Genomic DNA, 22,177 nt, shown 5'->3' with positions numbered 1-22,177 from the left:
TCCGATACATAACGTAAAAGCATTGTATCGCAGATTGGCAAAATGAGGACGGACAAACAAAATTTAACGATCACTATCGCAACAGGGGCGCAACAAGGCGGGAGAAATGTTCGTGGCAGCAACAGCAGAACTTGATTTTGGTTAAGTATCGCGCGGATAAATTGTGAGCTAATGCAGCTCTTGGGAAGGAATATCAGAAACTTAATACATGGATGACAATAAAAATAGCCCCCCTAATCGGTCTTATCATCGTCCCATCTGGGATGACGATGGCACGTTTCATTATAAGCTTGTTCCTCAGCCAAAGGACAAAAACCACACGTCGGTTTGCCTTGTGCCGCCTACAAAAGTGATCCCGGTGATTTTTATTCCTGGGGTGATGGGGTCAAACTTAAAAAATGAGGATGGTGAAGTCTGGCAGTTCAGTGCAGCTTCGCTCGTGAAATTGCCATTAGCCAATGCAAAAAAAAGAAAGCAACTGCTTGATCCGACGACCACCGTCGTCGATGACTCCGGGGAAATTTTAAACGACGGTGCGGATGGCAAAAAATTCCCGTCCCGTCGCGCCCGCGGATGGGGAAGTGCGTTTTACATTAGCTACGGAGAGGCGCTTGACCGGCTGCAATATCTGCTCAGCGACGACGATATCCTGATGGATAATTACTTTCGGGAGACACAGTTGCAAACGGCACGGCAGCGTTTTATCGGTGTCAGAATCGGTGACGAGCCTCAGGAGCAGGTGCTGAGCGAAGAAGAAGTGGCTCACGGGCACAAGTTCTTATTCCCGCTGCACGTTTTTGGTTACAACTGGCTGCAATCGAATGCGGACTCTGCGGCGTTGCTGGGCGAATATATCCGTAAGGTGCTGAGTGCGTACCACGGACGCCTGGCAGTCAACAAGGTCATCCTGATCACCCATTCGATGGGCGGACTGGTCGCCCGCCATTACTCGGAAAATATGGGCGGACAAGACTCAATCCTGGGCATTGTACACGGCGTTATGCCGGATCTCGGCTCACCGGCAGCTTATCGCCGCATGAAGATCGGTGAGCGTGGCATCACTGGAATGATTATCGGGGACAGTGCAGAAAAGCTGATGCCGGTGCTGGCACAGTCTCCCGGTCCGTTACAGCTTCTGCCGGGCATGGCTTATGGTCCGGGATGGCTGAAAATCAACAGTAAAGAGACTCAACTTTCCCTCCCGGTGGCCGATCCGTATGAGGAAATTTATCTAAACAAAACAGCCTGGTGGCGGCTATGTGAGCAGGATTTGCTGCTGGATGATACCAGAGTCGAATGGAATAAATATGAGAAAACAATAAGTAATATCGTTAAAAAATTTATTGAGAAGTTAAACGGCAAATACCACCCCCAGACCTGGCTATTTTACGGAGCCAGCAAATGCAACCCGTCCGATGGGTTCCTGACATGGGAAGAGCGGATCCCCCAGAGCGTCAAGGAAGCGCAGAGGTACAGGATGAATGCAGGTAACTCTTTTGAACTGTCCCCGTTAAGGTCCCATCAACTAATTTCATCCGCAAGCCCCGGCGATGGGACCGTGCCGATCACCTCCGTCTACACCTCCTCTTCACGTATTCAGGGCGTCCTGGCGACAGATGTCGATCATGAAGGAGCTTATGCTGTCGATCCTGTCGATCGCTCCCGCTCGGTATACAGCGATCTCTCCGACGCACTGGTATTCACGGTTCGCTCGGTGGTGAAAATTGTGCAGCAGGTTCCCGCCCCATGAAAAAAGACACCTCCCCCCTGATTGTCACGCTGACGCTCCTGTTGCTGGCGGCAGGATATTACATCCATAACTATGTGACATTCGTGCATGCACCCCCGGCGTTAACGAACAAGGAAAAACGTATGGTTAATACCCTTTTTGCCACCACCAAATCCCAGTGCGTGGGGCGCTATGTGTTCGAGGTTCCGGCCTCAATCGAAAATACCCTGACTGACCGGGCACAGATTAATGAGATCCGCATCAGCAGCAAGCGGCTCTACCGCCCGGCATTTGAGCAGCGTATCCGGTTGCGGGAACAGAAACTGAAAAACAGCGCTACCGTGGACCCTGTAGATCAGCCATTTCTCAAGCAGATATACAAGCTGAGTGATAATGCTGTCATTTTTGACCGTAATGAAAATGAGAGTGTGGCGGGATTTGGGCGCGTTCTGGAGGGTCATCTCTACGTTGACGGAGTGGCGTTTATCCTCATGCAGGAGATTACCGATTATTCTGATCCGCGCTTCGCTAAAGAGCGAGCGTTTTATCTGCGCAAGGAGGCGGGAAGACCTGACTGGATGGCGAATGATAAACCTCAGAAACTGACGGAATTACAGGACCTCATGTCCCGGCTGAGCGGACGGCAGAATGAGGATATTCCTTCCGTGCCCGGCACCTGTATTCCGCAAGGGTTTATCCGCGACGGAAACGGCAAGCCTAAGGAAGATATTACCTTTGTATATCCACATAACCCGGTCTTTTCCCTGTCGGTTTCCACTAATACCTATCTTGGCGATCCAGCGAGTATGCTGGAGCGAAGTGATGAGATTCAGCCCTACCTGACCCGGATCAATGCGAAGACTCTGCGTAAGGCAAAAACAGAAATTGCAGGATTTGAGGCTGATGAATGGCTCAATACCGCACCATCAGAAAAATCTCCGGGCAACCCGTCCGGGCAGTTGCTTTTTAACGTGATAGCTAATGAAAAAGTGGTCGATTTTCGGCATCCAATTATCGATGTGACAATGAGCAATCATACCCTGCCCCCACCGGATTACAGCGACGCTGAACTGGTGGAAATCTGGGATCGCATCATTCGTTCTTTCCGCGTCAGGGATAATGCGTTCTGAACAGATTGCCCCTGAGTAGTGGCCAAAAAAAGTGCGCCCGTTAAGGCGCACTAAACTACTAACAAATCAGCACTGTGGGGAAACGGTTACCCCTTGCCTTTTACACTGCTGATAAAGGTGGAACGGGCAGTGGTTGAACCTAAACGTTCGGCTTCATCAAGCAGTTTCAGCGCTTTATCGACATCGCCGCGCTTCACCGCCTGCTTAATGGCGTTGTTGAAGTATTCTTCGGTGTCGTTCAGTACCGGCTCAGCTTTTTTCGCCGGAGCAGGGGCTGCGGTCGCGGCTGCCGTAGCCGCTGGCGCGGTATAAACAGGTGCAGCGGTATTCCCCACGGTCACCGGACCTGGACCAGACGAGCCAAACAGTGGGCCAACGAGTACGCTGGAAGCGCTGTTGGTGGAAACTTTCAGTTTGACCAGACCATCAGTGGTATGACGGGCAAGCGGATCCGGAATATCCGGGACAGAGTTACCGGTGCCTTTGGCATAAGCTTTCGCCGGGTCAACCAGCTTTGTTGTCTGCTGCAGATCTTTCTCGGTCGTGAATACCAGAACATAAATTTTTTGCTGACCCAGGGCAGGCGTCAGGCGCATAACACCTTCCAGCCGATCTGCACTCATCACGCCCGGTTCCTGATAGCTAAAATAGTCGCTCGGGAAGAACGCCGATGGCGTCATGTTTTGATCGAGGATCAGGACGTTTGGCGCAAACACGCTGGTCTGTTTGTTCACTTCGCTGGTCAGCGTCAGGGTCAATTCACCAATGTTCGCCGGTACGCTATAAGCCGCAACGGGGCCAGAAATCCCCGGCACATTCAGCTGTTGGCCACCCATAGAGAGCTGGGTTGACTGCGTTTTGGATTGATCAACCGGCGTCCATGTCAGTTGCTGGAGTGCCGCTGCCGGGATAGCCGGCGCAGCACTGGTATTTTGTGGCACGAAATTCACGTCTGCCAGGGAGACGGCCGGAACACAGGCTAACAGCCCCGCAGAGAGGCACAGCGCGACGAGACTTTTCTTCATTTTCATTGTTATTACCTCTGATAGCGTGAGCACTGCGGTGGCCAGGCAATAGCGCGCAGTACCCTAAGGAGAGAGGGGCTTACGCCCCTCTTTTCAGGTCATTACGTCAGGTCTAACGAATTACCACCAGATTTCCATCTGGGCGCCGAAGGTCCACTCATCGTTGTCGCCACGGCTGAAGGTTTTCGCAGAGGTGTCACTGTAAGCCACACCGGAGGTGTAGCCAGTGTCGCTGTTGTTTGCGTAACCCCATTTCTCATCCCACTTCGCGTAGGTTGCGAAGACACGGATAGCCGGACGGGACCAGATGCTGTCGCCAGCCTGCCATTGCTGTGCCAGGGTGATTTTGTACTGGCTGTTTTTCTCGTCAGTTCTCTGAGATTTGACGTTGTCGTAGCCCACTTCCAGCAGGGTGCTCATGATTGGCGTCCATTTGAACATCGGACGAACACCCACAGTCCACCACTCGGTACCGTTGTTGTTGTCACGATCGATGTTCTGGTACATACCGACGTACATCAGGTCCCAACGGTCTGCCAGGGTGATTGCACCGTGGTCCAGCACACGCCACATGGAGCCGTCGTTATCAACGCTGCCACCCTGTGGAATACCTTTGCCGTTAGAGGTCATGGAATCCGTACCGTACTGCAGTACGAACTTGTTGAAGCCCTTCATCATGCTCTGGGTGTGTTCAGCAGTGAACAACCAGCCATCTTTAGAAGCGCCAGGCTGCAGGTAGTAGTCGTCAGGAATGTTGGTGTGACCATAGTCAACGCCCAGCTCCAGCGTACCGCCCGGGTTAGTTTCCAGACCGGCTAAACGCACGTCGAAGACGTCGTTAGGTACAATGTTGTCATAAACGCGATCGCCGTTTTCATCACGATCGGCGAAGGTTGCAGAACCACCTGATTCAGAAGAGCGGGTAGCTGCCAGAGAGAGTTTACCAAAGCCCAGATCGATGTTTTCAATACCGGCACCAGGACCTGAGATGTCCCAGTAGTAGAAGTCGATCATGTGAACGTCATGACGCTGATAGAAGCGCTTACCGGCCCAGATGGTGGAGCCTGGCAGCCACTCAATCAGGTTTTTACCCTGCACGTTAGCTTCACGGAAGGCCGGGCTGGTGGATTCCCAGTCGTTCTGCTGAGAAACGGAATACGCTACGTTAGTGTCGAAATAGAAGCTCTTGTCGCCCTCTTTCCACACTTCCTGGCCCAGTTTCAATTCAGCATAGGTTTCACATTCGTTACCGAGACGATATTTAGTACCGCCAGTACCCGTCGTTGCAAAACATTGTTGTTCACCGCCACTCCCGGTCCAGCCAATGCCGGAACGAGCATAACCTTTAAAGTCTACAGCGCCTGCCTGGGCAGACATAATGCCTGCCGCAATGGCGAGTGCCAGAGGGACTTTGCGCAGAGTAATCATCATTCTATCTCCTGAGATCATTGCTTTTCTTTGAACACTTGACCTGTCGGTTTCGTGTCTTCTTTTGGGATTGCTTAAACGCCTGGCTCTTTGTGCAGCCGACGACATGCAGTGCCATCCTCGCGGAACAGATGGCAACGCTCTGGCGGCAAACCGATAGCGAATGTGGCACCCTCTTCTACCAACACCACGTCATTCTGGCGGTAGACCAGGTTCTGACGGATGGCGGGGATCTGGATATGAATCTGTGTTTCGTGACCAAGTTGTTCGACGACCTGAACTTCACCTTCCAGCGTCACATCGGCGATGTGGCTCGGCAGTAAATGCTCAGGACGAATACCGAGGGACATGTTGGCCCCCACCTGTACGTTGGCGCTGTCGACCGGCAGCCAGACTTGCTGACGGTTTGGCAACTCCACCTGTACCTGTTCAATGGCTGTCGCCGTGACTTTGACGGGCAGGAAGTTCATCTTTGGCGAGCCAATAAAGCCCGCAACAAAGCGGTCTGCCGGATAGTGATACAGCTCCAGCGGTTTACCCACCTGTGCCACGCGGCCTGCGTCCAGAACCACAATTTTGTCGGCCAGCGTCATCGCTTCGACCTGATCGTGGGTGACGTAAATCATCGTGCGGCCAAGACGTTTATGCAGACGGGAGATTTCGATACGCATCTGGACGCGCAGCGCGGCATCCAGGTTAGAAAGCGGTTCATCCAGCAGGAAGACGCGTGGTTCGGCAACCAGCGTACGGCCAATCGCGACGCGCTGACGCTGACCACCGGAAAGCGCCTTCGGTTTACGCTCCAGCAGGTGTGCCAGCTGTAACACTTCTGCCACCTGCGTGACGCGCTGGTTAATCATCTCTTTTTTCGCCCCCGCCAGCTTCAGGCCAAAGGACATGTTCTCGGCGACGGAGAGATGGGGATAAAGTGCATAAGACTGGAACACCATGCCAACGCCACGTTCGGCAGGCGGAATGTCGTTCATTCGGGTATCACCAATCAGCAAATCACCGCTGGTGATGGTTTCAAGACCGGCAATCATACGCAGCAGAGTTGATTTACCGCAGCCAGATGGGCCAACAAACACCACGAATTCACCTTCGTGGATGTCGAGATTGATGTCTTTTGACACCACTACGTCGCCCCAGGCTTTCGTTACATTACGCAGCTGTACGCTCGCCATGCCCTTCTCCCTTCGTTACAACCTGTCACCGACAGAAACATTCAAGATAAGTTCACTATGGGGTATCCATTACTTTCGCGAATCCTCCACCCCCCGGCTTTTTTATGGGGGAGGAGGCGGGAGGATGAGAGAGCAGGCTCTGCGACCGCAGCTGGCGGGCTGAGGCAAAATTCGTGAAGCCACCTGCAAAATTCAGCGTGTTTTTATGTGCGCCAGCACTCATAACTTAAATTTATGCAACACAGATCACACAAACCGGGGGTGGGGCGTAGGGGTTGGGAGGATGGAAAGAGGATGTCAAATAAGGAGACTGAGTGACGTTGAACCACCTTATGTATCCACGAGCACATCACCAAAAAAGGATGGCAGATATGAAGATCAAGACTGGCGCACGCGTTTTCGCATTGTCCGCCCTTGCAGCAATGATGATTTCCGCACCGGCTCTCGCCAAAATTGAAGAAGGTAAGCTGGTTATCTGGATTAACGGCGACAAAGGCTATAACGGCCTGGCCGAAGTGGGTAAAAAATTCGAAAAAGACACCGGTATCAAAGTCACCGTAGAACACCCGGACAAGCTGGAAGAGAAATTCCCGCAGGTTGCGGCAACCGGTGACGGCCCGGACATCATCTTCTGGGCGCATGACCGTTTCGGGGGTTATGCACAATCCGGCCTGCTGGCGGAAGTCACGCCTGATAAAGCCTTCCAGGACAAACTGTTCCCGTTCACCTGGGACGCCGTTCGCTATAACGGCAAGCTGATCGCTTATCCAATCGCAGTGGAAGCCCTGTCTCTGATTTATAACAAAGACCTGGTGCCTAACCCGCCGAAAACCTGGGAAGAGATCCCGAAACTGGATAAAGAGCTGAAAGCGAAAGGTAAGAGCGCGCTGATGTTCAACCTGCAGGAGCCGTACTTCACCTGGCCGCTGATTGCTGCCGATGGCGGTTACGCGTTCAAGTTTGAAAACGGCAAATATGACGTCAAAGACGTGGGCGTGGACAACGCGGGTGCGAAAGCGGGTCTGACCTTCCTGGTCGATCTGATCAAGAACAAACACATGAACGCGGATACCGATTACTCCATCGCGGAAGCGGCGTTCAACAAAGGCGAAACCGCGATGACCATCAACGGTCCGTGGGCCTGGACCAACATCGACAAGAGCAAAATCAACTACGGCGTGACGCTGCTGCCAACCTTCAACGGCAAGCCGTCTAAACCGTTCGTCGGCGTGCTGAGCGCAGGTATCAACGCCGCCAGCCCGAACAAAGAGCTGGCGAAAGAGTTCCTCGAAAACTACCTGCTGACCGATCAGGGTCTGGATGAAGTGAACAAGGACAAACCGCTGGGTGCCGTTGCGCTGAAATCCTTCCAGGATCAGCTGGCGAAAGACCCACGCATCGCGGCAACCATGGATAACGCCCAGAAAGGCGAAATCATGCCGAACATCCCACAGATGGCCGCGTTCTGGTATGCCACCCGTACTGCGGTGATTAACGCCGCAAGCGGTCGTCAGACTGTCGATGCCGCGCTGAAAGATGCGCAGGGTCGTATTACTAAGTAATGCCGTAGTCCCCTCTCCCTCTGGGAGAGGGTTAGGGTGAGGGTTGTCGCTATCCGCACGCCCTCACCCCGGCCCTCTCCCCCAGGAGAGGGAGAAAAGATCAAACGTTGTAGAGGAAGAACCCCATGGATGTCATTAAAAAGAAACATTGGTGGCAAAGCGACGTGCTGAAGTGGTCAGCGATCGGTCTGCTCTGTCTGCTGGTGGGTTACCTTGTTGTTTTAATGTACGTACAAGGGGAATATCTGTTCGCCATCATGACGCTGATTTTAAGCTCTGCTGGCCTGTATATTTTCGCCAACCGTAAGGCATATGCCTGGCGTTATGTCTATCCGGGCGTGGCCGGGATGGGGCTGTTTGTCCTGTTCCCGCTGATCTGTACTATCGCTATCGCATTTACTAACTACAGCAGCACCAACCAGCTCGCGCAAGAGCGCGCCACTCAGGTGCTTCTGGACCGTTCTTATCAGGCAGGCAAGACCTTCAACTTTGGTTTGTATCCTGCGGGTGACGAATGGAAATTAGCACTGACTGACGGCGAGAGCGGCAAAACCTATATTTCCGACGCTTTCAAATTTGGTGGCGAGCAGAAGCTGGCCTTAAAAGAGGCCCCTGCCCTGCCGGAAGGCGAACGCGCTAACCTGCGTATCATTACCCAGAACCGTCAGGCACTGACTCAGCTCACCGCCGTGCTGCCAGATGAAAGCAAAGTGACCATGAGCTCGCTGCGCCAGTTTTCCGGCACGCAGCCACTCTATACCCTGGCGGATGACGGCACGCTGACGAATAACCAGAGCGGCGTGAAGTACCGTCCGAACAATGATATTGGTTTCTATCAGTCTGTAAACGCCGACGGCAGCTGGGGCGATGACAAACTCAGCCCGGGCTATACCGTGACCATCGGCTGGGACAACTTTACCCGCGTGTTTACCGACGAAGGGATCCAGAAGCCGTTCTTTGCTATCTTCGTCTGGACGGTGGTCTTCTCCGTATTGACGGTACTCCTGACCGTTGCCGTGGGCATGGTGCTGGCCTGCCTCGTGCAGTGGGAAGCCCTGAAAGGCAAAGCGATCTACCGCGTGCTGCTGATCCTGCCGTATGCCGTACCGTCGTTTATCTCAATTCTGATTTTCAAAGGGCTGTTTAACCAGAGCTTCGGTGAAATCAACATGATGCTGAGCGCGCTGTTCGGCATCAAACCGGCCTGGTTCAGCGACCCGACCACCGCCCGTTCGATGATTATCATCGTCAACACCTGGCTGGGTTATCCGTACATGATGATCCTGTGCATGGGCCTGCTGAAGGCTATCCCCGACGACCTGTACGAAGCCTCGGCAATGGATGGCGCGGGTCCGTTCCAGAACTTCTTTAAGATTACGCTGCCGCTGCTCATCAAGCCGCTGACTCCGCTGATGATTGCCAGCTTTGCCTTCAACTTTAACAACTTCGTGCTGATTCAGCTGTTGACCAACGGTGGCCCGGATCGTCTCGGTACCACCACGCCAGCCGGCTATACCGACCTGCTCGTGAGCTACACCTATCGCATCGCCTTTGAAGGCGGCGGCGGTCAGGACTTTGGTCTGGCGGCAGCGATTGCCACCCTGATCTTCCTGCTGGTTGGCGCGCTGGCGATAGTGAACCTGAAAGCCACACGTATGAAATTTGACTAAGGAGGGCATCGATCATGGCTATGGTACAACCCAAATCTCAGAAACTGCGCCTCCTGGCGACGCATTTAGGGCTGCTGATTTTTATTGCGGCGATCATGTTCCCGCTGCTGATGGTCATCGCCATCTCCCTGCGTTCGGGTAACTTCGCTACCGGCAGCCTGATCCCGGACGAAATCTCCTGGGAGCACTGGAAGCTTGCGCTGGGCTTCAGCGTAGAGCATGCCGATGGCCGCGTTACCCCGCCGCCGTTCCCGGTACTGCTGTGGCTGTGGAACTCGGTGAAAGTGGCGACCATCACCGCGATCGGCATTGTGACGCTCTCCACCACCTGTGCGTACGCCTTCGCCCGTATGAAGTTCCCGGGCAAGGCCTCACTGCTGAAAGGGATGCTGATTTTCCAGATGTTCCCGGCGGTACTGTCTCTGGTCGCGTTGTATGCCTTGTTTGACCGCCTGGGCCAGTATGTGCCGTTTATCGGCCTGAACACCCACGGCGGCGTGATCTTCGCCTATCTTGGCGGTATCGCCCTGCATGTGTGGACCATCAAAGGTTATTTCGAAACCATCGACGGCTCGCTGGAAGAAGCGGCGGCGCTGGATGGCGCGACACCATGGCAGGCGTTCCGTCTGGTTCTGCTGCCACTGTCGGTGCCTATCCTGGCGGTGGTGTTTATCCTGTCGTTTATCGCCGCCATCACCGAAGTGCCGGTCGCGTCTCTGTTACTGCGTGATGTGAATAGTTACACCCTGGCCGTGGGTATGCAGCAATACCTCAACCCGCAAAACTACCTGTGGGGCGACTTTGCCGCGGCGGCCGTACTCTCTGCCATCCCGATTACCGTGGTGTTCCTGCTGGCGCAGCGCTGGCTGGTCAACGGCCTGACGGCGGGCGGTGTGAAAGGTTAAGTTTCATCTGTTATGCCACTGCAACCCTCAACTTTAGACGTATTGTATTAACCCAACTTGTGACTGTTGTTAGGCGCTCTTCGGAGCGCCATTTTTTTATGGGTCAGACACGCACAAAGTCAGTCTCAAAGTTAAAGGTATGCCAGAGATGGCGGGCGCAGGAGTATTCAAACAGCTTGCCGTTATCGAGAAATGCCGTCTGTTCCACCTGTATAAGCGTGGTAGGTTCGGTCAGCTCCAGCCACACCCTTTCCTGCTCGCTGGCGTTTCGCCCGGTGACTTTCATATGTGCGCTATGGACGGTACACCCCAGTTCATGGGTAATGTACGCGTAAATGGAATGCTGAACATGGCTCAGAGCCAGACGAGGAAACAGCGCGACAGGCATCCATGTGTACTCCACGATGGAAGGGATCTCCGCTATGACGCGTACCCTGTGGATTTCATGCACCAGTTCACCCTCAGGGATTTGCAATTTTTGCGCGATATCGGCAGAGGCAGGCACGGCGGTATATAGCTGCACGCGAGTGGTGAGGGTTTTTCCCTGAGTGGCGCAGCGCTGCGCGGTGCCTATCAGGTGTGAGTTGCTTGCCGCAGAAACCTGGCGCTTAACAAACGAGCCTAGCCCACGCTTGCGCAACACCAGTCCCTCGCGGACGAGCAAATCCAGCGCTTTGGTGATGGTTAGCTCGCTACATCCAAATTCAGCGGCGAGCCTTGCCCCTTCGGGCAATTTTTTGTCGGGAGCATAGATGCCCACCATAATGCGCCGCCGCACTTCATGGTAGATCTCCATATACTTAGGCATAACGCTCTCCGCAAACGGCCCCTTACAGGGCCGACTCAAATTAACGAGACAGGGATGCAGCCATACGCACCCAGGTGTGCCGTCGGCCACGGATAGCGAGGGATAAGGCATTCAGCGCTTCCGGGTCGGCCATGCCTGCCATCCCTGCGTCGCCAAAATTATGCATGTCGCTACCGCAACGTTTACTGGCCAGGCCAATGTCGCGCACCGTAGCACAATCCGCACCTTCCTGACTACTGCTCAGCGTGGTGATGGCAAGCCCTCCCAGCGACTGCACTGCCTGCGCAATGTGGCTGACGCGTCCTTCCGATGCCCCCCGGCATCCGCCTGGTGCCGAAAAGATAGCGCCATCTGCGCCTGCACTGATATAGCCAGCATACTCCTGGGGTTGCGCCAGCCCGGAATTATAAAATTTCGCGGCCAGAATCAGTTTATCGGTTTGCGCCCTGAGCGCCGCTATCGCCTGACACATACGCCCGGCCGTCACCCCGGGCTTGTCATAGCCGGTCAGGCAGTAAAAATCCGCATGCCGCACTGCCTCCAGATGCGCAGGCAGAAAAGCGCCGGGGCTGGAGAGATCGTCTGCGGGCAGGACTTCAAAATTGACGCCTGTTAAACGCCCCGTCAGACATTTCACCTGGCTGACAGGATCGGCGCCAAAACGTTCTTCTCCGCCGTTCAATGCGGGCCGCTGAAAATGGATCCCCTTGAGCAGCAGAAGGTCGGCGCCAAACGCGCACAACAATTCCGCATTCGTCACCTCTGCAAACAGCGGGGGCGCCTGCACGGCAATTTCGGCCATAATGACGCGCCCTTCGCTGGCGCTGATGGCATCTCGTAAGCTATCGCCGGTAATGGGGCCACGAAAGTCGCTGGCCCGGCAATTCAGAAGCCGTTTCATCTTTACGCCTCCTCTTCGAGAGAAACGATGGCAGGCGTTGGCTGTTGAAATGCCTTTTGCAAAATGTCGAGATTGGTTAACGCTTCTTGCTCGCTGACATAGTTGGCCTTGCCTGAGGAGAGTGTGTCGTAAAGCGCGTCATAAACGCGTCCGTAGTCGCCGGGTACCGCCGGCAGTTCTTCCCGGACAGAACATCCTGCGTCATCGATATACTCCAGCACCGCGCATTCACGATCTTCACCAAACCCTGGGTCCCCAGGCATAATGCCCGCCTTCAGGCTGGTTTCCTGCTGGTCGATACCATAGCGAATAAACGAGCCTCGCGTACCGTGTACCGTGAATCTCGGCGCGGGTATTTTCACCAGATGGCTGGTTTTCACGATCGCGGTCGTCTTCGGGTAATAGAGGTGAACGGTGAAGGCGTCGTCAGGGTTGAGCGGGTTTCTCTGGCGCTGAAGATGGTACCCGACCTGCTGCGGACGCCCCAGTAGGGCGATAATTTGATCGAGCGTATGCACGCCAAGGCCATAAAACGCGCCGTCGAAATAACTGCCGGGACAGGTTTCCGACGCCGGGCGAAAATAGTCAAAATGGCTTTCGATCTCGACAATTTCCCCCAGTTTACCGCTCTCAATCGCCTGTTTCATGGTCAAATAACAGCTATCAAAACGTCGGTTTTGAAACGGAGAGACGGTTAAGCCCTTTTCTCTCGCCAGAGCAAACAGCGTTTTCGCTTCTTCTGGGGTGGTTGTAAAAGGTTTCTCGACCAGCACGTTTTTGCCATGTGCCAGACATAGCCGGGCATACTCAAAATGGCTATCAGGATGGGTGCAGATAACCACCAGCTGAAGCGTATTGTCTTCCAGAATATCCTGCAGCCGGGAGGTAAAACAGATGTGTTGATAGTGCGGCTGCGCTTCAATCTCTGGCTTACGCGCAATATCATAAATACGCTTTACGTTGTATTTATCCTTGCGGCATAAAACATAAGGGAGATGATAGCGCGTGGCGCTTTTACCAAAGCCAATATAGGCGCAGTTAATCATACGGATTCCTTTTTAAAGTATGGCAGGGCGGCATGAATTACCGCCGGTCCATCAAGTTTGCTGAAGTGCTGAGGGTCAAGGGGGATCACCGGGCAGTGGTGATTGATATCCTGAAGAATGGTTTCCTGGAGATACGCGATTTGCGGACCCAGCAAAATAAGCTGGGCGTTTTTATATTCATCGACCAGTTTACCTGCATTCACGGCATACACATTGAGTGTACAATTCTGGCTTTCGCAATATTTTCGCATTTTGCTGGCCATCAAAGAGGTCGACATGCCTTCATTGCAGGCCAGAATAATGGTTTTCCCATCCAACCGATGAATATCATTGTCCTCCTGCAGCGTTATTTCTGACTCAGAGGCGAGAGTATTAATTATCGTTTCATTGCTGCGTTTGATTAACGAACGCTCATAGGCGGTTAAAAAAGGTAAATAGATTACGACTCCAAGCGCTAATAGCAGGATCTGCAAAATGACATTACGAAAATCACCGCCGGATCCGAGCCAGCCAGAAATAAGCGGAGGCACTGACCAGGGAACGTAGGCAACAATTTTTGAGACCCACCCCCAGGTGGTTGCAAAGTACGCGATTGTGAAATTAATCTGCGGATAAAGGATAAAAGGGATCATCATTAACGGGTTGTAGAGTACCGGGAAACCAAAAATGACCGGCTCGTTAATATTAAAAATGCCTGGGGCAATCACCGTTCTGGAAAAGTTACGGTGGCTGGACATATGGCTTCGAACAAACACTGCCAGCAGCAGGGCCAGCGTGCTCCCGGTTCCTCCCATATGACCATACAGATCGCGAAATGGCAGAACGATAATATGGGGTGGGATCTGCCCGCTGGCAAAGGCGGACATGTTTTCCTGCATCGCTACCAGCAAGGGAGGTTCAAGAATGGGATTAATAATCCCACCCGGATGTATCCCCAACGAAAAGAGAAGATTTGTCAGGGTCGTTAACACCAGAAAACCGGATAAATTAGTCGTTAAATGTACCAGCGGCGCCTGGATGAGATGCTGAATCAGCGCCGGGATTTCAGTATGAAGGAAAAGATTAACGCTAAATGCAACCAGCGCGAAAATAGCGACGGTTAACATAATGGAAAACATCGACTGGAAGGATTGTACCACCATGGAAGGCACATCATCTCCTAGCCGGATCTGTAATTTTTTATTTTTCGAAATCCATAAAAAAAGATTTGTTGATAACACCGCCGTTAGTATTGCCAGAAAGACACCGCCAGCATTGGTACTGCCATAGGAGACCATCCCGGTAAGCCGAGCCTGCTGACCATCGGCCAGAGTTTGCACGGTTTCAATGGGCATTAATGCATAAAACACCGCCAGCGCAACCATAGCGGGTATGACTGGCGTAGGGTGTTTTTTCTTACTGGCAATATGATACGCAATTAATATCACCAGCATCAGCGATAAAATATTCATTGTTCCGTTAAGAACGCGCTCGCCAATATTGCGTAGCTGTACCAGGGTGTCAGTGGATAACAGACCGCTCAATATGCCTTTCGGATCGAGAAAAACATAATTAAGCATGATGAAGAGTCCAGCCAGGACAAGGAACGGAACAGTAATAATAAAACTGTCCCGTAGACTTCGAAGATGGACTTCTGATGCCAGCTTTTGCGAGACGTCAGTTATCCGCTCCAGTATTGAAGAGTGGGCCATGCAGATCACCTGTCGAATAGATTAAGTATGTGGCAGTTAATTTCAGTACCGCGTATGCCTGAACTGCCACACATTTAAAACTATATAGTTTTAAATTAAATCTATATAGATCACATTTTGACCGCATCTCTTCCGCGTCAGAGCGCCTATTCGCGCTTCAGCCGCTTCGAATTACACAACCAGAGCGTGATCACCAGCAGCAGGATCGCCGCCGAGTAGATCAGTACATCAAGGGGAGATTTATGATCGACGATGATCAGCCGCACTATCGCGGTGATCCCAATGTAGACAAAATAGCGCAGCGGGAAGTGAAAGCCTGACTGGAAATACTTCACAATCAGGGCGATAAATTCAAAGTAGAGAAAGTAGACCACCAGGCCTTCCACCAGCGCATATTTGCTGGTTTGCTCGGGGGCGAACAGTACATCCGCCAGATGCACCGTCTCTTTACCCAAAAAGACGACCAGGATCAGGCCAAGGCTCAGCAGACCGAGGTTCAGCACGGTCTGGAGGATAGTTGAGATGAACTCAACGCGCGGGCGAGTCAGGGATGTCATACAGCACCTCATTCTCCAGGGCGAGGTTCCTGTATAACGCAAAAATGTGACATGGATCTATATTTTTTAATTATGTTTTATGTACGGAGGTAACGAATGGAGCGCAGACCTACCGGGGTTCGCAACGTAACCTGTGGTGAAAATGTCACCCTGTATGAGCCCTGCAATCTCTATGACTGCGTGCTTGGCAACGGTGTGTTTATCGGCCCGTTTGTTGAAATTCAGGGCAATACGCGCATTGGCGACGAGAGCAAAATTCAGTCGCACACCTTCATTTGCGAGTACGTCACCCTGGGCGAACGCTGTTTCATTGGCCATGGGGTGATGTTTGCCAACGATATGTTTCGCGACGGCAAACCCAATGCTGACCGGAACAGCTGGGGACGCATTACTGTGGGAAATGATGTGTCGATAGGCAGCGGGGCGACCATCCTGGCGGTCTCCATCTGTGACGGGGTGGTGATTGGTGCGGGGAGCGTGGTGACCAAATCCATCACCGAGAAAGGCGTTTATGCGGGAAACCCGGCGAAGCTGCTGCGCCGTCTTTGATTCGCCCGGTGGCGCTGCGCTTACCGGGCCTACAAAATCGTAGGCCGGGCAAACGCAGTGCCGCCCGGCGTGAAGCATCAGCGGAAGTTAATGTTCTTATCGCTGGTCATGTCATATAGCTGGAACTTACGACCCAACTGCTGGCCCCCGTCGCGCGTCAGCGGCGTCCAGCCAATGGCCGCACGGCTGCGGGTTGGACCGGATGAGAACAGATCCAGCGGAATCGACACATACACCCCTTTGGTGAAGTCCCCTTCCCCGTATTCGTCCGGCGAGACGTTGGTGATGGTGGCGTAACCACCGACCACCACTCCGCTGTCGAAGTGTTTGGAGATATCCAGCGTGCCGCCCTTATCGCCCGCCAGGTACTGGCCCACGCTGGCTTTCACCAGCACGTCCTGGGCGAACGACGGTGTCCAGTAGGCCGTCAGGTGGCCGGTTTTCACGCTATAGTCGGTGAACTTCATCATGTCCTGCGCGCTGCGCCAGTCACGCTGTTTAACGTAGTTAGCATCAATACCAAACGCCCAGTTGCTGTCCACCGGACGATAAAGCACTTCCGCCCCCGCGCCGCCATACATGGTTTCCAGATAACCGCCGTAGACCTGGCCGTAGAAGCCATTGCCGAAGTACTGGAAGTAGTTGGCCTGCAGGTTGTTGACGTAAGCATCGTTCTGCACGTACTCACGCACGCGGGTACGCACGCGCGGCAGCTTCGAGTCGTTCGGCGGGTTAGTGTAGTTGAACTTGTCGTAGTTGTTGGCAATGTTGCCAAACAGGCTGCCGGTGGTCAGCAGGTGGTCGGTCACCCACAGATCCGCCGTTGCCATCACGCCCAACTGGTACATGTAGAAGTTTTCCGGCCCGCCGACAGACTGGTTTAACACCGGGTCGATGTGGAAATCGAAGCGCGATTTATCGATATACCAGCCCTGCTCGGTCGTCTCCGGCACGATTGGCTCAACGCGTTTTTGTACCAGCTCGGTTTCATGCCCCAGCGGCTCGCCCTCCAGATGGCGCTTCAGGCTGGCCACGTCCGTTTCCGTCGTCACCTGCGGCAGATTCAGGCGGTTCTCCGTTACGCGGATCGTGCGGATCCCCTCCGGCAGATCGTTCATGATGATCCGGTTGGCACGTTCGATCCCTTCCCGCGAGTCGCGGTATTTCACCTGCTCACCGGTCACGTACAGCGTATCGCCTTTCACCTGGATTTTCGGATCCGCCAGACCGGCGTTGTACTTCAGCAGCGTCAGCTGGTTGGCCACCACGGAGTGCTGCAGAATGGCATCCTGCGGCTCCGGCTGGTATGCAGGCCGCGCGTTGTCGTTATAGTGCGGTCGCATATCGTTAAAGTTCGTGCGCAGCGTAAAGCCGAACATGACGGTATTGCCGCGCTCGTAGCTGAGGTTAACGTCGGCCCAATCGGTGACGCGGTAAATGGCGCCGACGTTAAACTTGCTCTTCTGCTCAATTTTCCCGGCGAAGTCCTGCGAGTAGTCGTTTCCTTCGTACTCCAGCTTCAGGCGCAGCGGCTGCCACGGCGTCTGATACTCCACGCCGCCAAACAGGGACGCCGGGCCATGGAACATCTGGTCACCGTTAATGGAACCCGCTTTCTGATAGCTGTTATCGCGATAGCAGAATTTGTCGCTGTAAGTGCAGAATGGGTTTTTCACGTTGCCGCTGGTACCGAGATAGCCCCAGCCAAGCCCCAGTGAGAAGTCAAACGGCCCCCAGGCCTTACTGGCGACAATGTACTCCGCGTCGAACAGGCCGGTACCGCCGATATCTTTCGCCCCCACGGAAACCTGCGGCATCCAGTAGCTCTCTTCCCACAGACGCAGTTTTACGTCGAAGGCTTTATCTTTGTAGGTTTGATCGCCGGAGAACGCGTCCACGCTGCTGTACTGTTTCGTCCGTACGTCGGTGTAGCGCAGCGTGGTTTCGAGCCATGGGAACAGCTGTACGGATGCAGAATAGTAGCGGTACTGGTCGTTATCACGATAGTTAAGGCTAATTTCCCCTTCTCGCGCCATACGCGCGGTAGGGGTTTGCAGTAAACCGACGCCACCGAAGTCTGACTGAGACGGGCCAATGGGTGCCGGATACGTTTCTGCATGACAGGCGGCACTCACACACAGTGCCAGCATGCTGTAGAGATAGGTCTTTTTCATTATTCCGGTATCCGCTGTGTCAGGGAATGAAGGATATCGGCATTCAGCCCGTCATACGCCTTCGTCCAGAAGTGGTCGGCAAAACCGACAAAAATTATGCTGCCTGGCATAGGTTCGATATGCCGCTTGTTCCACCAGGCAACCGGCGCCTTTTGCGTGTTCCCGTCAGGGTAAATCACCCAGGCGTAGCTGTTATCCGCACCACTCAACAGGCTCTGCTCGTCGAGATAGCTCGCCACGTCGCGGCCGGGGGTAAAAGGCTTTTTCCCCGGACTGCTGATAAGCCCCATCACAGTGATGGTGGTAGGCTGCGCGGGGAGCCAGAGCGTGTAGTCGCCCTCGAGTGCCGGATTGCCTTTTTCCGTCACGCGGACTTCATCCGGATCGAGATTGACCTTTTGTCTTCCGGTGACCTTCAGCGCCAGAAGCTGCTGGCGAAGGCTGTTAATGGCTGCCGCATCGTCACCGTCTTCCTGCTCTGCTAACCCGGTTAACCTGGCGAGCAGCGCCTTATGTTTTTGTTCCGCCTCAACCGTTGCCTGCCGCTCACCGATCACCGCCCCTGGCCACCAGCTGTTTGCCAGTCTTGGCTGGCCGACGAGATCAATCAGATGCCCGGCGTTCGTCAACGTTTTGGGCTGCGCGTTGTCCGGTGTGTAGACCTTCACCGTCCCGGCAGACCAGGCGAGCGGTGTGGCAAAGCTTGCGATCAGCGCAACGCGAATAAGTGTTTTCATGATTTCGCGGCCTTGATCAGCGTGGTTTTAACCGGGAAGAATCCGGCACCCAAATATTGCAGGGACTGGCGGATCTGCCCTTCATCATCCACCCAGAAACGGTTATGCCATCTTGCCCGATCGGTCGTGACCTCTTCATCCAGTACGCGAACCCGGGTTTCGTCGCTGCCTACCCTGACGCTGTCCGTACCGTCCCAGCGGAAGGTAGAGCGGGCGGTGGCGTAACGCACCTGCTTGTGTTCCGTCCAGCCCATTGTCCGTGTCCAGCTTGCCCCGTCGGTGATCTGGTTCGGTTTGCTGAGCGGATCGGCCGCAAGGTTGTTGACCTCAAGAAGGTTATCGCCACCGAGCAGGGTTTTCACAATACGGCTATGTTGCGTCACGATGGTGGCCTGATCCTGCGTCACCCATTTCTGCTGCCCGTTTTCATCGAAAGCGAGCACCACAAACAGTTGCGGACCATCGTTGAGCTGCATGTACTGGCTGGCATACGGCATGTTCTGAAGTTCATCATCGGTCAAATGCACACCCGGCGTACCGAATATGCTGTCCCACAGTGAGTTGCCCAGCCCTTTGGTGGTGGCCGAGCACGCCTGCAACAGCAGGCAAATCAGGATGATTGCAGGTCGCTTCACGACTCTTCTCCGAAGGGGCGAAATAACCACACCGAAGTGTGGTTATGATTAAAACACCCGGAATTACTGGGTGCTGGTCGTCGTAGTGGTCGTGGTTCCGGTATTGGAGCCATCACCGCCACCGGTTGCCGCCAGCGCGACACCCACGGCTGAACTTACGGTGCTGGTGCTGGCCGCGGTAGAACTCCCCGCAGACGCAGACGTCGCTGCCGACCCTGCTGCTTCCCCGACCTGGACCGGAGCTGCATAGACAGATGTCGCCGCAAGTGCAGATATGGCAAAAATGCCATACAGTACTTTCTTCATAACAATTTCCCTTCAATGAATGAATGGAGATTTGCCCGAAAAGAAATTCAGGCGGATTCGAGTATACACAACTAAAGCAGAGGGTTTGCCGTACGGATAAATAGAGGAAGGGTTTTCGGACTATTGGATAAATGTGAAGTATAAGAATAATTAACTAATAAATTATATGTTAAAAATCAAAAAGATATAATTACACAAGACAAAAAGAACTCTCCGTATAATCCTAAAATAAACCGCACTCATTAACGGGTTAAAAGGTATTTTCGGATAAAACTCATAACGGGAATTTGAGTTAAATAACAGACATCAGGAATTGTCTGATAAAAAAATGCCGGCATATCGCCGGCACGTTTTTATGACGATTTAATTACGCGCGCCATGCTTTATAACGGTTAATCAAACCATTTGTCGAGCTGTCGTGGCTGCTGATCGCTTTGTCATCGCCCAGTTCAGGCAGAATACGGTTCGCCAGCTGTTTACCCAGCTCAACGCCCCACTGATCGAAGGTGAAGATGTTCAGGATTGCGCCCTGCGTGAAGATCTTATGCTCATACAGGGCAATCAGCGCACCCAGGCTGAACGGCGTGATTTCACGCAGCAGGATGGAGTTGGTTGGACGGTTGCCTTCGAACACTTTGAACGGCACAACGTGTTCCAGGGTGGCCGGATCTTTACCCTGGTCACGGTATTCCTGCTCTACCACCTCGCGGGATTTACCAAACGCCAGCGCTTCGGTCTGAGCAAAGAAGTTAGACAGCAGTTTAGGATGATGATCAGACAGTGGATTATGAGTGATAGCCGGGGCGATGAAATCGCACGGTACCATTTTGGTCCCCTGGTGAATCAGCTGGTAGAACGCGTGCTGACCGTTGGTGCCTGGCTCACCCCAGATGATTGGGCCAGTCTGGTAATCCACCGCGTTGCCGTTACGGTCAACGTATTTACCGTTGGATTCCATATTGCCCTGCTGGAAGTAGGCCGCGAAGCGGTGCATGTACTGGTCGTACGGCAGGATCGCTTCGGTCTCTGCGCCGAAGAAGTTGTTGTACCAGATACCGATCAGCGCCAGCAGCACCGGCAGGTTTTTCTCAGGTGCGGTGGTGGAGAAGTGTTTGTCCATCGCGTGCGCGCCGGAGAGCAGCTCAACAAAGTTGTCGAAGCCCACGGAGAGAATGATGGACAGACCGATCGCAGACCACAGAGAGTAGCGGCCACCAACCCAGTCCCAGAACTCGAACATGTTCGCGGTGTCGATACCGAACTCGCCAACCGCTTTACCGTTGGTGGACAGCGCTGCGAAGTGTTTCGCCACGTGCTTGTTGTCACCTGCGGTTTTCAGGAACCAGTCGCGTGCGCTGTGGGCGTTGGTCATGGTTTCCTGGGTGGTGAAGGTTTTAGAGGCCACCAGGAACAGTGTAGTTTCCGGGTTCACGTTCTTCAGCACTTCGGCGATGTGAGTACCATCGACGTTGGAGACAAAGTGCATGTTGAGATGATTTTTGTATGGACGCAGCGCTTCGGTGACCATGAACGGGCCGAGGTCAGAACCGCCGATACCGATGTTCACCACGTCGGTGATGGCTTTGCCGGTGTAGCCTTTCCAGCTTCCGGAGATGATTGCTTCAGAGAAGGCTTTCATCTTTTCCAGCACCGCGTTCACTTCTGGCATCACATCTTTGCCGTCAACGATGATTGGCGTATTGCTACGGTTACGCAGAGCCACGTGCAGCACGGCACGGTCTTCGGTACGGTTGATCTTCTCACCGGAGAACATGGATTTGATGGCGTCTGCCAGTTCCGTCTCTTTCGCCAGATCCTGCAGTTTCGCCAGCGTCTCTTCGGTGATGCGGTTTTTGGAGAAATCCACCAGCATCAGATCATCGAAGGTCGCGGAGAATTTGTTGAAACGATCGGCATCTTTCGCGAACAGCTCCGCGATGGTGACGTCTTTCATTTCATCAAAATGTTTTTGTAGTGCCTGCCAGGCAGCGGTCTGCGTTGGGTTGATGTTTTTCATTAGCAATACTCTTCTGATTTGAGAATTGTGACTGCGGTCGATTGTAGCGCCTGCAAATAAAAATTGTGATGGTTTTTATGCCATTGCCCTGGCCTGCATCAAACGCAGGTGAAAAGACCCGAA

General features: G+C 53.6%; 19 protein-coding genes. 6 read left to right on the top strand and 13 right to left on the bottom strand.

What is annotated here, in order from left to right; translation table 11 throughout:
* The first annotated feature begins 208 nt into the window (after positions 1 to 208).
* Both ACQG2G_RS01450 and ACQG2G_RS01445 read left to right on the top strand, forming a co-directional pair.
* On the top strand, positions 209 to 1,750 hold the full coding sequence (locus ACQG2G_RS01450) for a hypothetical protein (protein WP_061772126.1): 1,542 nt from the start codon (positions 209 to 211) through the stop codon (positions 1,748 to 1,750).
* Positions 1,747 to 2,859 (top strand): T6SS immunity protein Tli4 family protein, encoded by a 1,113-nt coding sequence (locus ACQG2G_RS01445; protein ID WP_061772125.1) that lies wholly within the window; start codon positions 1,747 to 1,749, stop codon positions 2,857 to 2,859. Before ACQG2G_RS01450 ends, ACQG2G_RS01445 begins: the two co-directional genes overlap by 4 nt.
* Positions 2,860 to 2,945: 86 nt before the next feature.
* Here ACQG2G_RS01445 and malM read toward each other — a convergent pair whose 3' ends face one another.
* The 3 genes from malM to malK form a co-directional block, all read right to left on the bottom strand.
* Entirely contained in the window at positions 2,946 to 3,890 is a 945-nt protein-coding gene (gene malM, locus ACQG2G_RS01440; protein WP_014830277.1) for a maltose operon protein MalM, read from the bottom strand.
* Between the two features lie 114 nt (positions 3,891 to 4,004).
* Complete coding sequence (locus tag ACQG2G_RS01435; protein WP_058680837.1) at positions 4,005 to 5,315, bottom strand: maltoporin; 1,311 nt, start codon at positions 5,313 to 5,315, stop codon at positions 4,005 to 4,007.
* Positions 5,316 to 5,386: 71 nt separating this feature from the next.
* The gene (malK, locus tag ACQG2G_RS01430) at positions 5,387 to 6,496 is read right to left on the bottom strand and encodes a maltose/maltodextrin ABC transporter ATP-binding protein MalK (protein ID WP_061772203.1); all 1,110 of its coding nucleotides are present in this window, start codon (positions 6,494 to 6,496) and stop codon (positions 5,387 to 5,389) included.
* A 371-nt stretch (positions 6,497 to 6,867) separates the two neighbouring features.
* Between malK and malE the strand changes: the two genes are divergently transcribed.
* The 3 genes from malE to malG all read left to right on the top strand — a co-directional run bounded on the left by malE (position 6,868) and on the right by malG (position 10,633).
* Complete coding sequence (gene malE / locus ACQG2G_RS01425) at positions 6,868 to 8,058, top strand: maltose/maltodextrin ABC transporter substrate-binding protein MalE (RefSeq protein ID WP_014830274.1); 1,191 nt, start codon at positions 6,868 to 6,870, stop codon at positions 8,056 to 8,058.
* Positions 8,059 to 8,183: 125 nt separating this feature from the next.
* Entirely contained in the window at positions 8,184 to 9,728 is a 1,545-nt protein-coding gene (malF, locus tag ACQG2G_RS01420; protein ID WP_020686620.1) for a maltose ABC transporter permease MalF, read from the top strand.
* 14 nt (positions 9,729 to 9,742) lie between these two features.
* Positions 9,743 to 10,633: a maltose ABC transporter permease MalG gene (gene malG, locus ACQG2G_RS01415; protein ID WP_013095043.1), complete on the top strand. Its 891-nt coding sequence runs from the start codon at positions 9,743 to 9,745 to the stop codon at positions 10,631 to 10,633.
* A 103-nt stretch (positions 10,634 to 10,736) separates the two neighbouring features.
* Here malG and ACQG2G_RS01410 read toward each other — a convergent pair whose 3' ends face one another.
* From ACQG2G_RS01410 to psiE, 5 genes are all read right to left on the bottom strand, one after another.
* Positions 10,737 to 11,441, bottom strand: coding sequence for a GntR family transcriptional regulator (locus ACQG2G_RS01410; protein ID WP_029882653.1), 705 nt, complete (start codon positions 11,439 to 11,441; stop codon positions 10,737 to 10,739).
* 40 nt (positions 11,442 to 11,481) lie between these two features.
* On the bottom strand, positions 11,482 to 12,342 hold the full coding sequence (locus ACQG2G_RS01405) for a hypothetical protein (protein WP_058678459.1): 861 nt from the start codon (positions 12,340 to 12,342) through the stop codon (positions 11,482 to 11,484).
* Between the two features lie 2 nt (positions 12,343 to 12,344).
* Entirely contained in the window at positions 12,345 to 13,388 is a 1,044-nt protein-coding gene (locus tag ACQG2G_RS01400; protein ID WP_061772204.1) for an oxidoreductase, read from the bottom strand.
* Positions 13,385 to 15,079 carry a PTS transporter subunit EIIC gene (locus ACQG2G_RS01395; RefSeq protein WP_248079157.1) on the bottom strand — a complete coding sequence of 565 codons (1,695 nt, stop codon included), beginning with the start codon at positions 15,077 to 15,079 and terminating at the stop codon, positions 13,385 to 13,387. The genes ACQG2G_RS01400 and ACQG2G_RS01395 overlap by 4 nt, the downstream gene beginning before the upstream one ends.
* A 146-nt stretch (positions 15,080 to 15,225) precedes the next feature.
* Entirely contained in the window at positions 15,226 to 15,636 is a 411-nt protein-coding gene (psiE, locus tag ACQG2G_RS01390) for a phosphate-starvation-inducible protein PsiE (protein WP_000202963.1), read from the bottom strand.
* 96 nt (positions 15,637 to 15,732) lie between these two features.
* Here psiE and ACQG2G_RS01385 point away from each other — a divergent pair, with 96 nt between their 5' ends.
* The gene (locus ACQG2G_RS01385; protein ID WP_029882649.1) at positions 15,733 to 16,185 is read left to right on the top strand and encodes an acyltransferase; all 453 of its coding nucleotides are present in this window, start codon (positions 15,733 to 15,735) and stop codon (positions 16,183 to 16,185) included.
* A gap of 77 nt (positions 16,186 to 16,262) precedes the next feature.
* Here the strand turns inward: ACQG2G_RS01385 and ACQG2G_RS01380 are convergent, their stop codons facing one another.
* The 5 genes from ACQG2G_RS01380 to pgi form a co-directional block, all read right to left on the bottom strand.
* A complete protein-coding gene (locus ACQG2G_RS01380) occupies positions 16,263 to 18,359 on the bottom strand; it encodes a YjbH domain-containing protein (RefSeq protein ID WP_094085116.1) in 2,097 nt (698 codons plus the stop codon).
* Positions 18,359 to 19,096, bottom strand: coding sequence for a capsule biosynthesis GfcC D2 domain-containing protein (locus tag ACQG2G_RS01375; RefSeq protein WP_080453050.1), 738 nt, complete (start codon positions 19,094 to 19,096; stop codon positions 18,359 to 18,361). Before ACQG2G_RS01375 ends, ACQG2G_RS01380 begins: the two co-directional genes overlap by 1 nt.
* Positions 19,093 to 19,731, bottom strand: a complete 639-nt coding sequence (locus tag ACQG2G_RS01370) for a YjbF family lipoprotein (RefSeq protein ID WP_061772076.1) — start codon at positions 19,729 to 19,731, stop codon at positions 19,093 to 19,095. Before ACQG2G_RS01370 ends, ACQG2G_RS01375 begins: the two co-directional genes overlap by 4 nt.
* Before the next feature lie 63 nt (positions 19,732 to 19,794).
* Complete coding sequence (gene yjbE, locus ACQG2G_RS01365) at positions 19,795 to 20,037, bottom strand: exopolysaccharide production protein YjbE (protein ID WP_013095034.1); 243 nt, start codon at positions 20,035 to 20,037, stop codon at positions 19,795 to 19,797.
* A 367-nt stretch (positions 20,038 to 20,404) separates the two neighbouring features.
* Complete coding sequence (gene pgi / locus ACQG2G_RS01360; protein ID WP_020686615.1) at positions 20,405 to 22,054, bottom strand: glucose-6-phosphate isomerase; 1,650 nt, start codon at positions 22,052 to 22,054, stop codon at positions 20,405 to 20,407.
* Between the last annotated feature and the right edge of the window lie 123 nt (positions 22,055 to 22,177).

Origin of the sequence: Enterobacter cloacae complex sp. 382A5 (genome assembly GCF_050031095.1) — a bacterium.
GTDB lineage: Bacteria > Pseudomonadota > Gammaproteobacteria > Enterobacterales > Enterobacteriaceae > Enterobacter > Enterobacter cloacae.
This window is presented reverse-complemented; position numbering and strand designations above follow the sequence as displayed.

Coding starts and splice junctions, on each gene's coding strand:
- ACQG2G_RS01450 (WP_061772126.1), top strand. CDS start 209: ATGGATGACAATAAAAATAGCCCCCCTAATCGGTCTTATCATCGTCCC.
- ACQG2G_RS01445 (WP_061772125.1), top strand. CDS start 1,747: ATGAAAAAAGACACCTCCCCCCTGATTGTCACGCTGACGCTCCTGTTG.
- malM (WP_014830277.1), bottom strand. CDS start 3,890: ATGAAAATGAAGAAAAGTCTCGTCGCGCTGTGCCTCTCTGCGGGGCTG.
- ACQG2G_RS01435 (WP_058680837.1), bottom strand. CDS start 5,315: ATGATGATTACTCTGCGCAAAGTCCCTCTGGCACTCGCCATTGCGGCA.
- malK (WP_061772203.1), bottom strand. CDS start 6,496: ATGGCGAGCGTACAGCTGCGTAATGTAACGAAAGCCTGGGGCGACGTA.
- malE (WP_014830274.1), top strand. CDS start 6,868: ATGAAGATCAAGACTGGCGCACGCGTTTTCGCATTGTCCGCCCTTGCA.
- malF (WP_020686620.1), top strand. CDS start 8,184: ATGGATGTCATTAAAAAGAAACATTGGTGGCAAAGCGACGTGCTGAAG.
- malG (WP_013095043.1), top strand. CDS start 9,743: ATGGCTATGGTACAACCCAAATCTCAGAAACTGCGCCTCCTGGCGACG.
- ACQG2G_RS01410 (WP_029882653.1), bottom strand. CDS start 11,441: ATGCCTAAGTATATGGAGATCTACCATGAAGTGCGGCGGCGCATTATG.
- ACQG2G_RS01405 (WP_058678459.1), bottom strand. CDS start 12,342: ATGAAACGGCTTCTGAATTGCCGGGCCAGCGACTTTCGTGGCCCCATT.
- ACQG2G_RS01400 (WP_061772204.1), bottom strand. CDS start 13,388: ATGATTAACTGCGCCTATATTGGCTTTGGTAAAAGCGCCACGCGCTAT.
- ACQG2G_RS01395 (WP_248079157.1), bottom strand. CDS start 15,079: ATGGCCCACTCTTCAATACTGGAGCGGATAACTGACGTCTCGCAAAAG.
- psiE (WP_000202963.1), bottom strand. CDS start 15,636: ATGACATCCCTGACTCGCCCGCGCGTTGAGTTCATCTCAACTATCCTC.
- ACQG2G_RS01385 (WP_029882649.1), top strand. CDS start 15,733: ATGGAGCGCAGACCTACCGGGGTTCGCAACGTAACCTGTGGTGAAAAT.
- ACQG2G_RS01380 (WP_094085116.1), bottom strand. CDS start 18,359: ATGAAAAAGACCTATCTCTACAGCATGCTGGCACTGTGTGTGAGTGCC.
- ACQG2G_RS01375 (WP_080453050.1), bottom strand. CDS start 19,096: ATGAAAACACTTATTCGCGTTGCGCTGATCGCAAGCTTTGCCACACCG.
- yjbE (WP_013095034.1), bottom strand. CDS start 20,037: ATGAAGAAAGTACTGTATGGCATTTTTGCCATATCTGCACTTGCGGCG.
- pgi (WP_020686615.1), bottom strand. CDS start 22,054: ATGAAAAACATCAACCCAACGCAGACCGCTGCCTGGCAGGCACTACAA.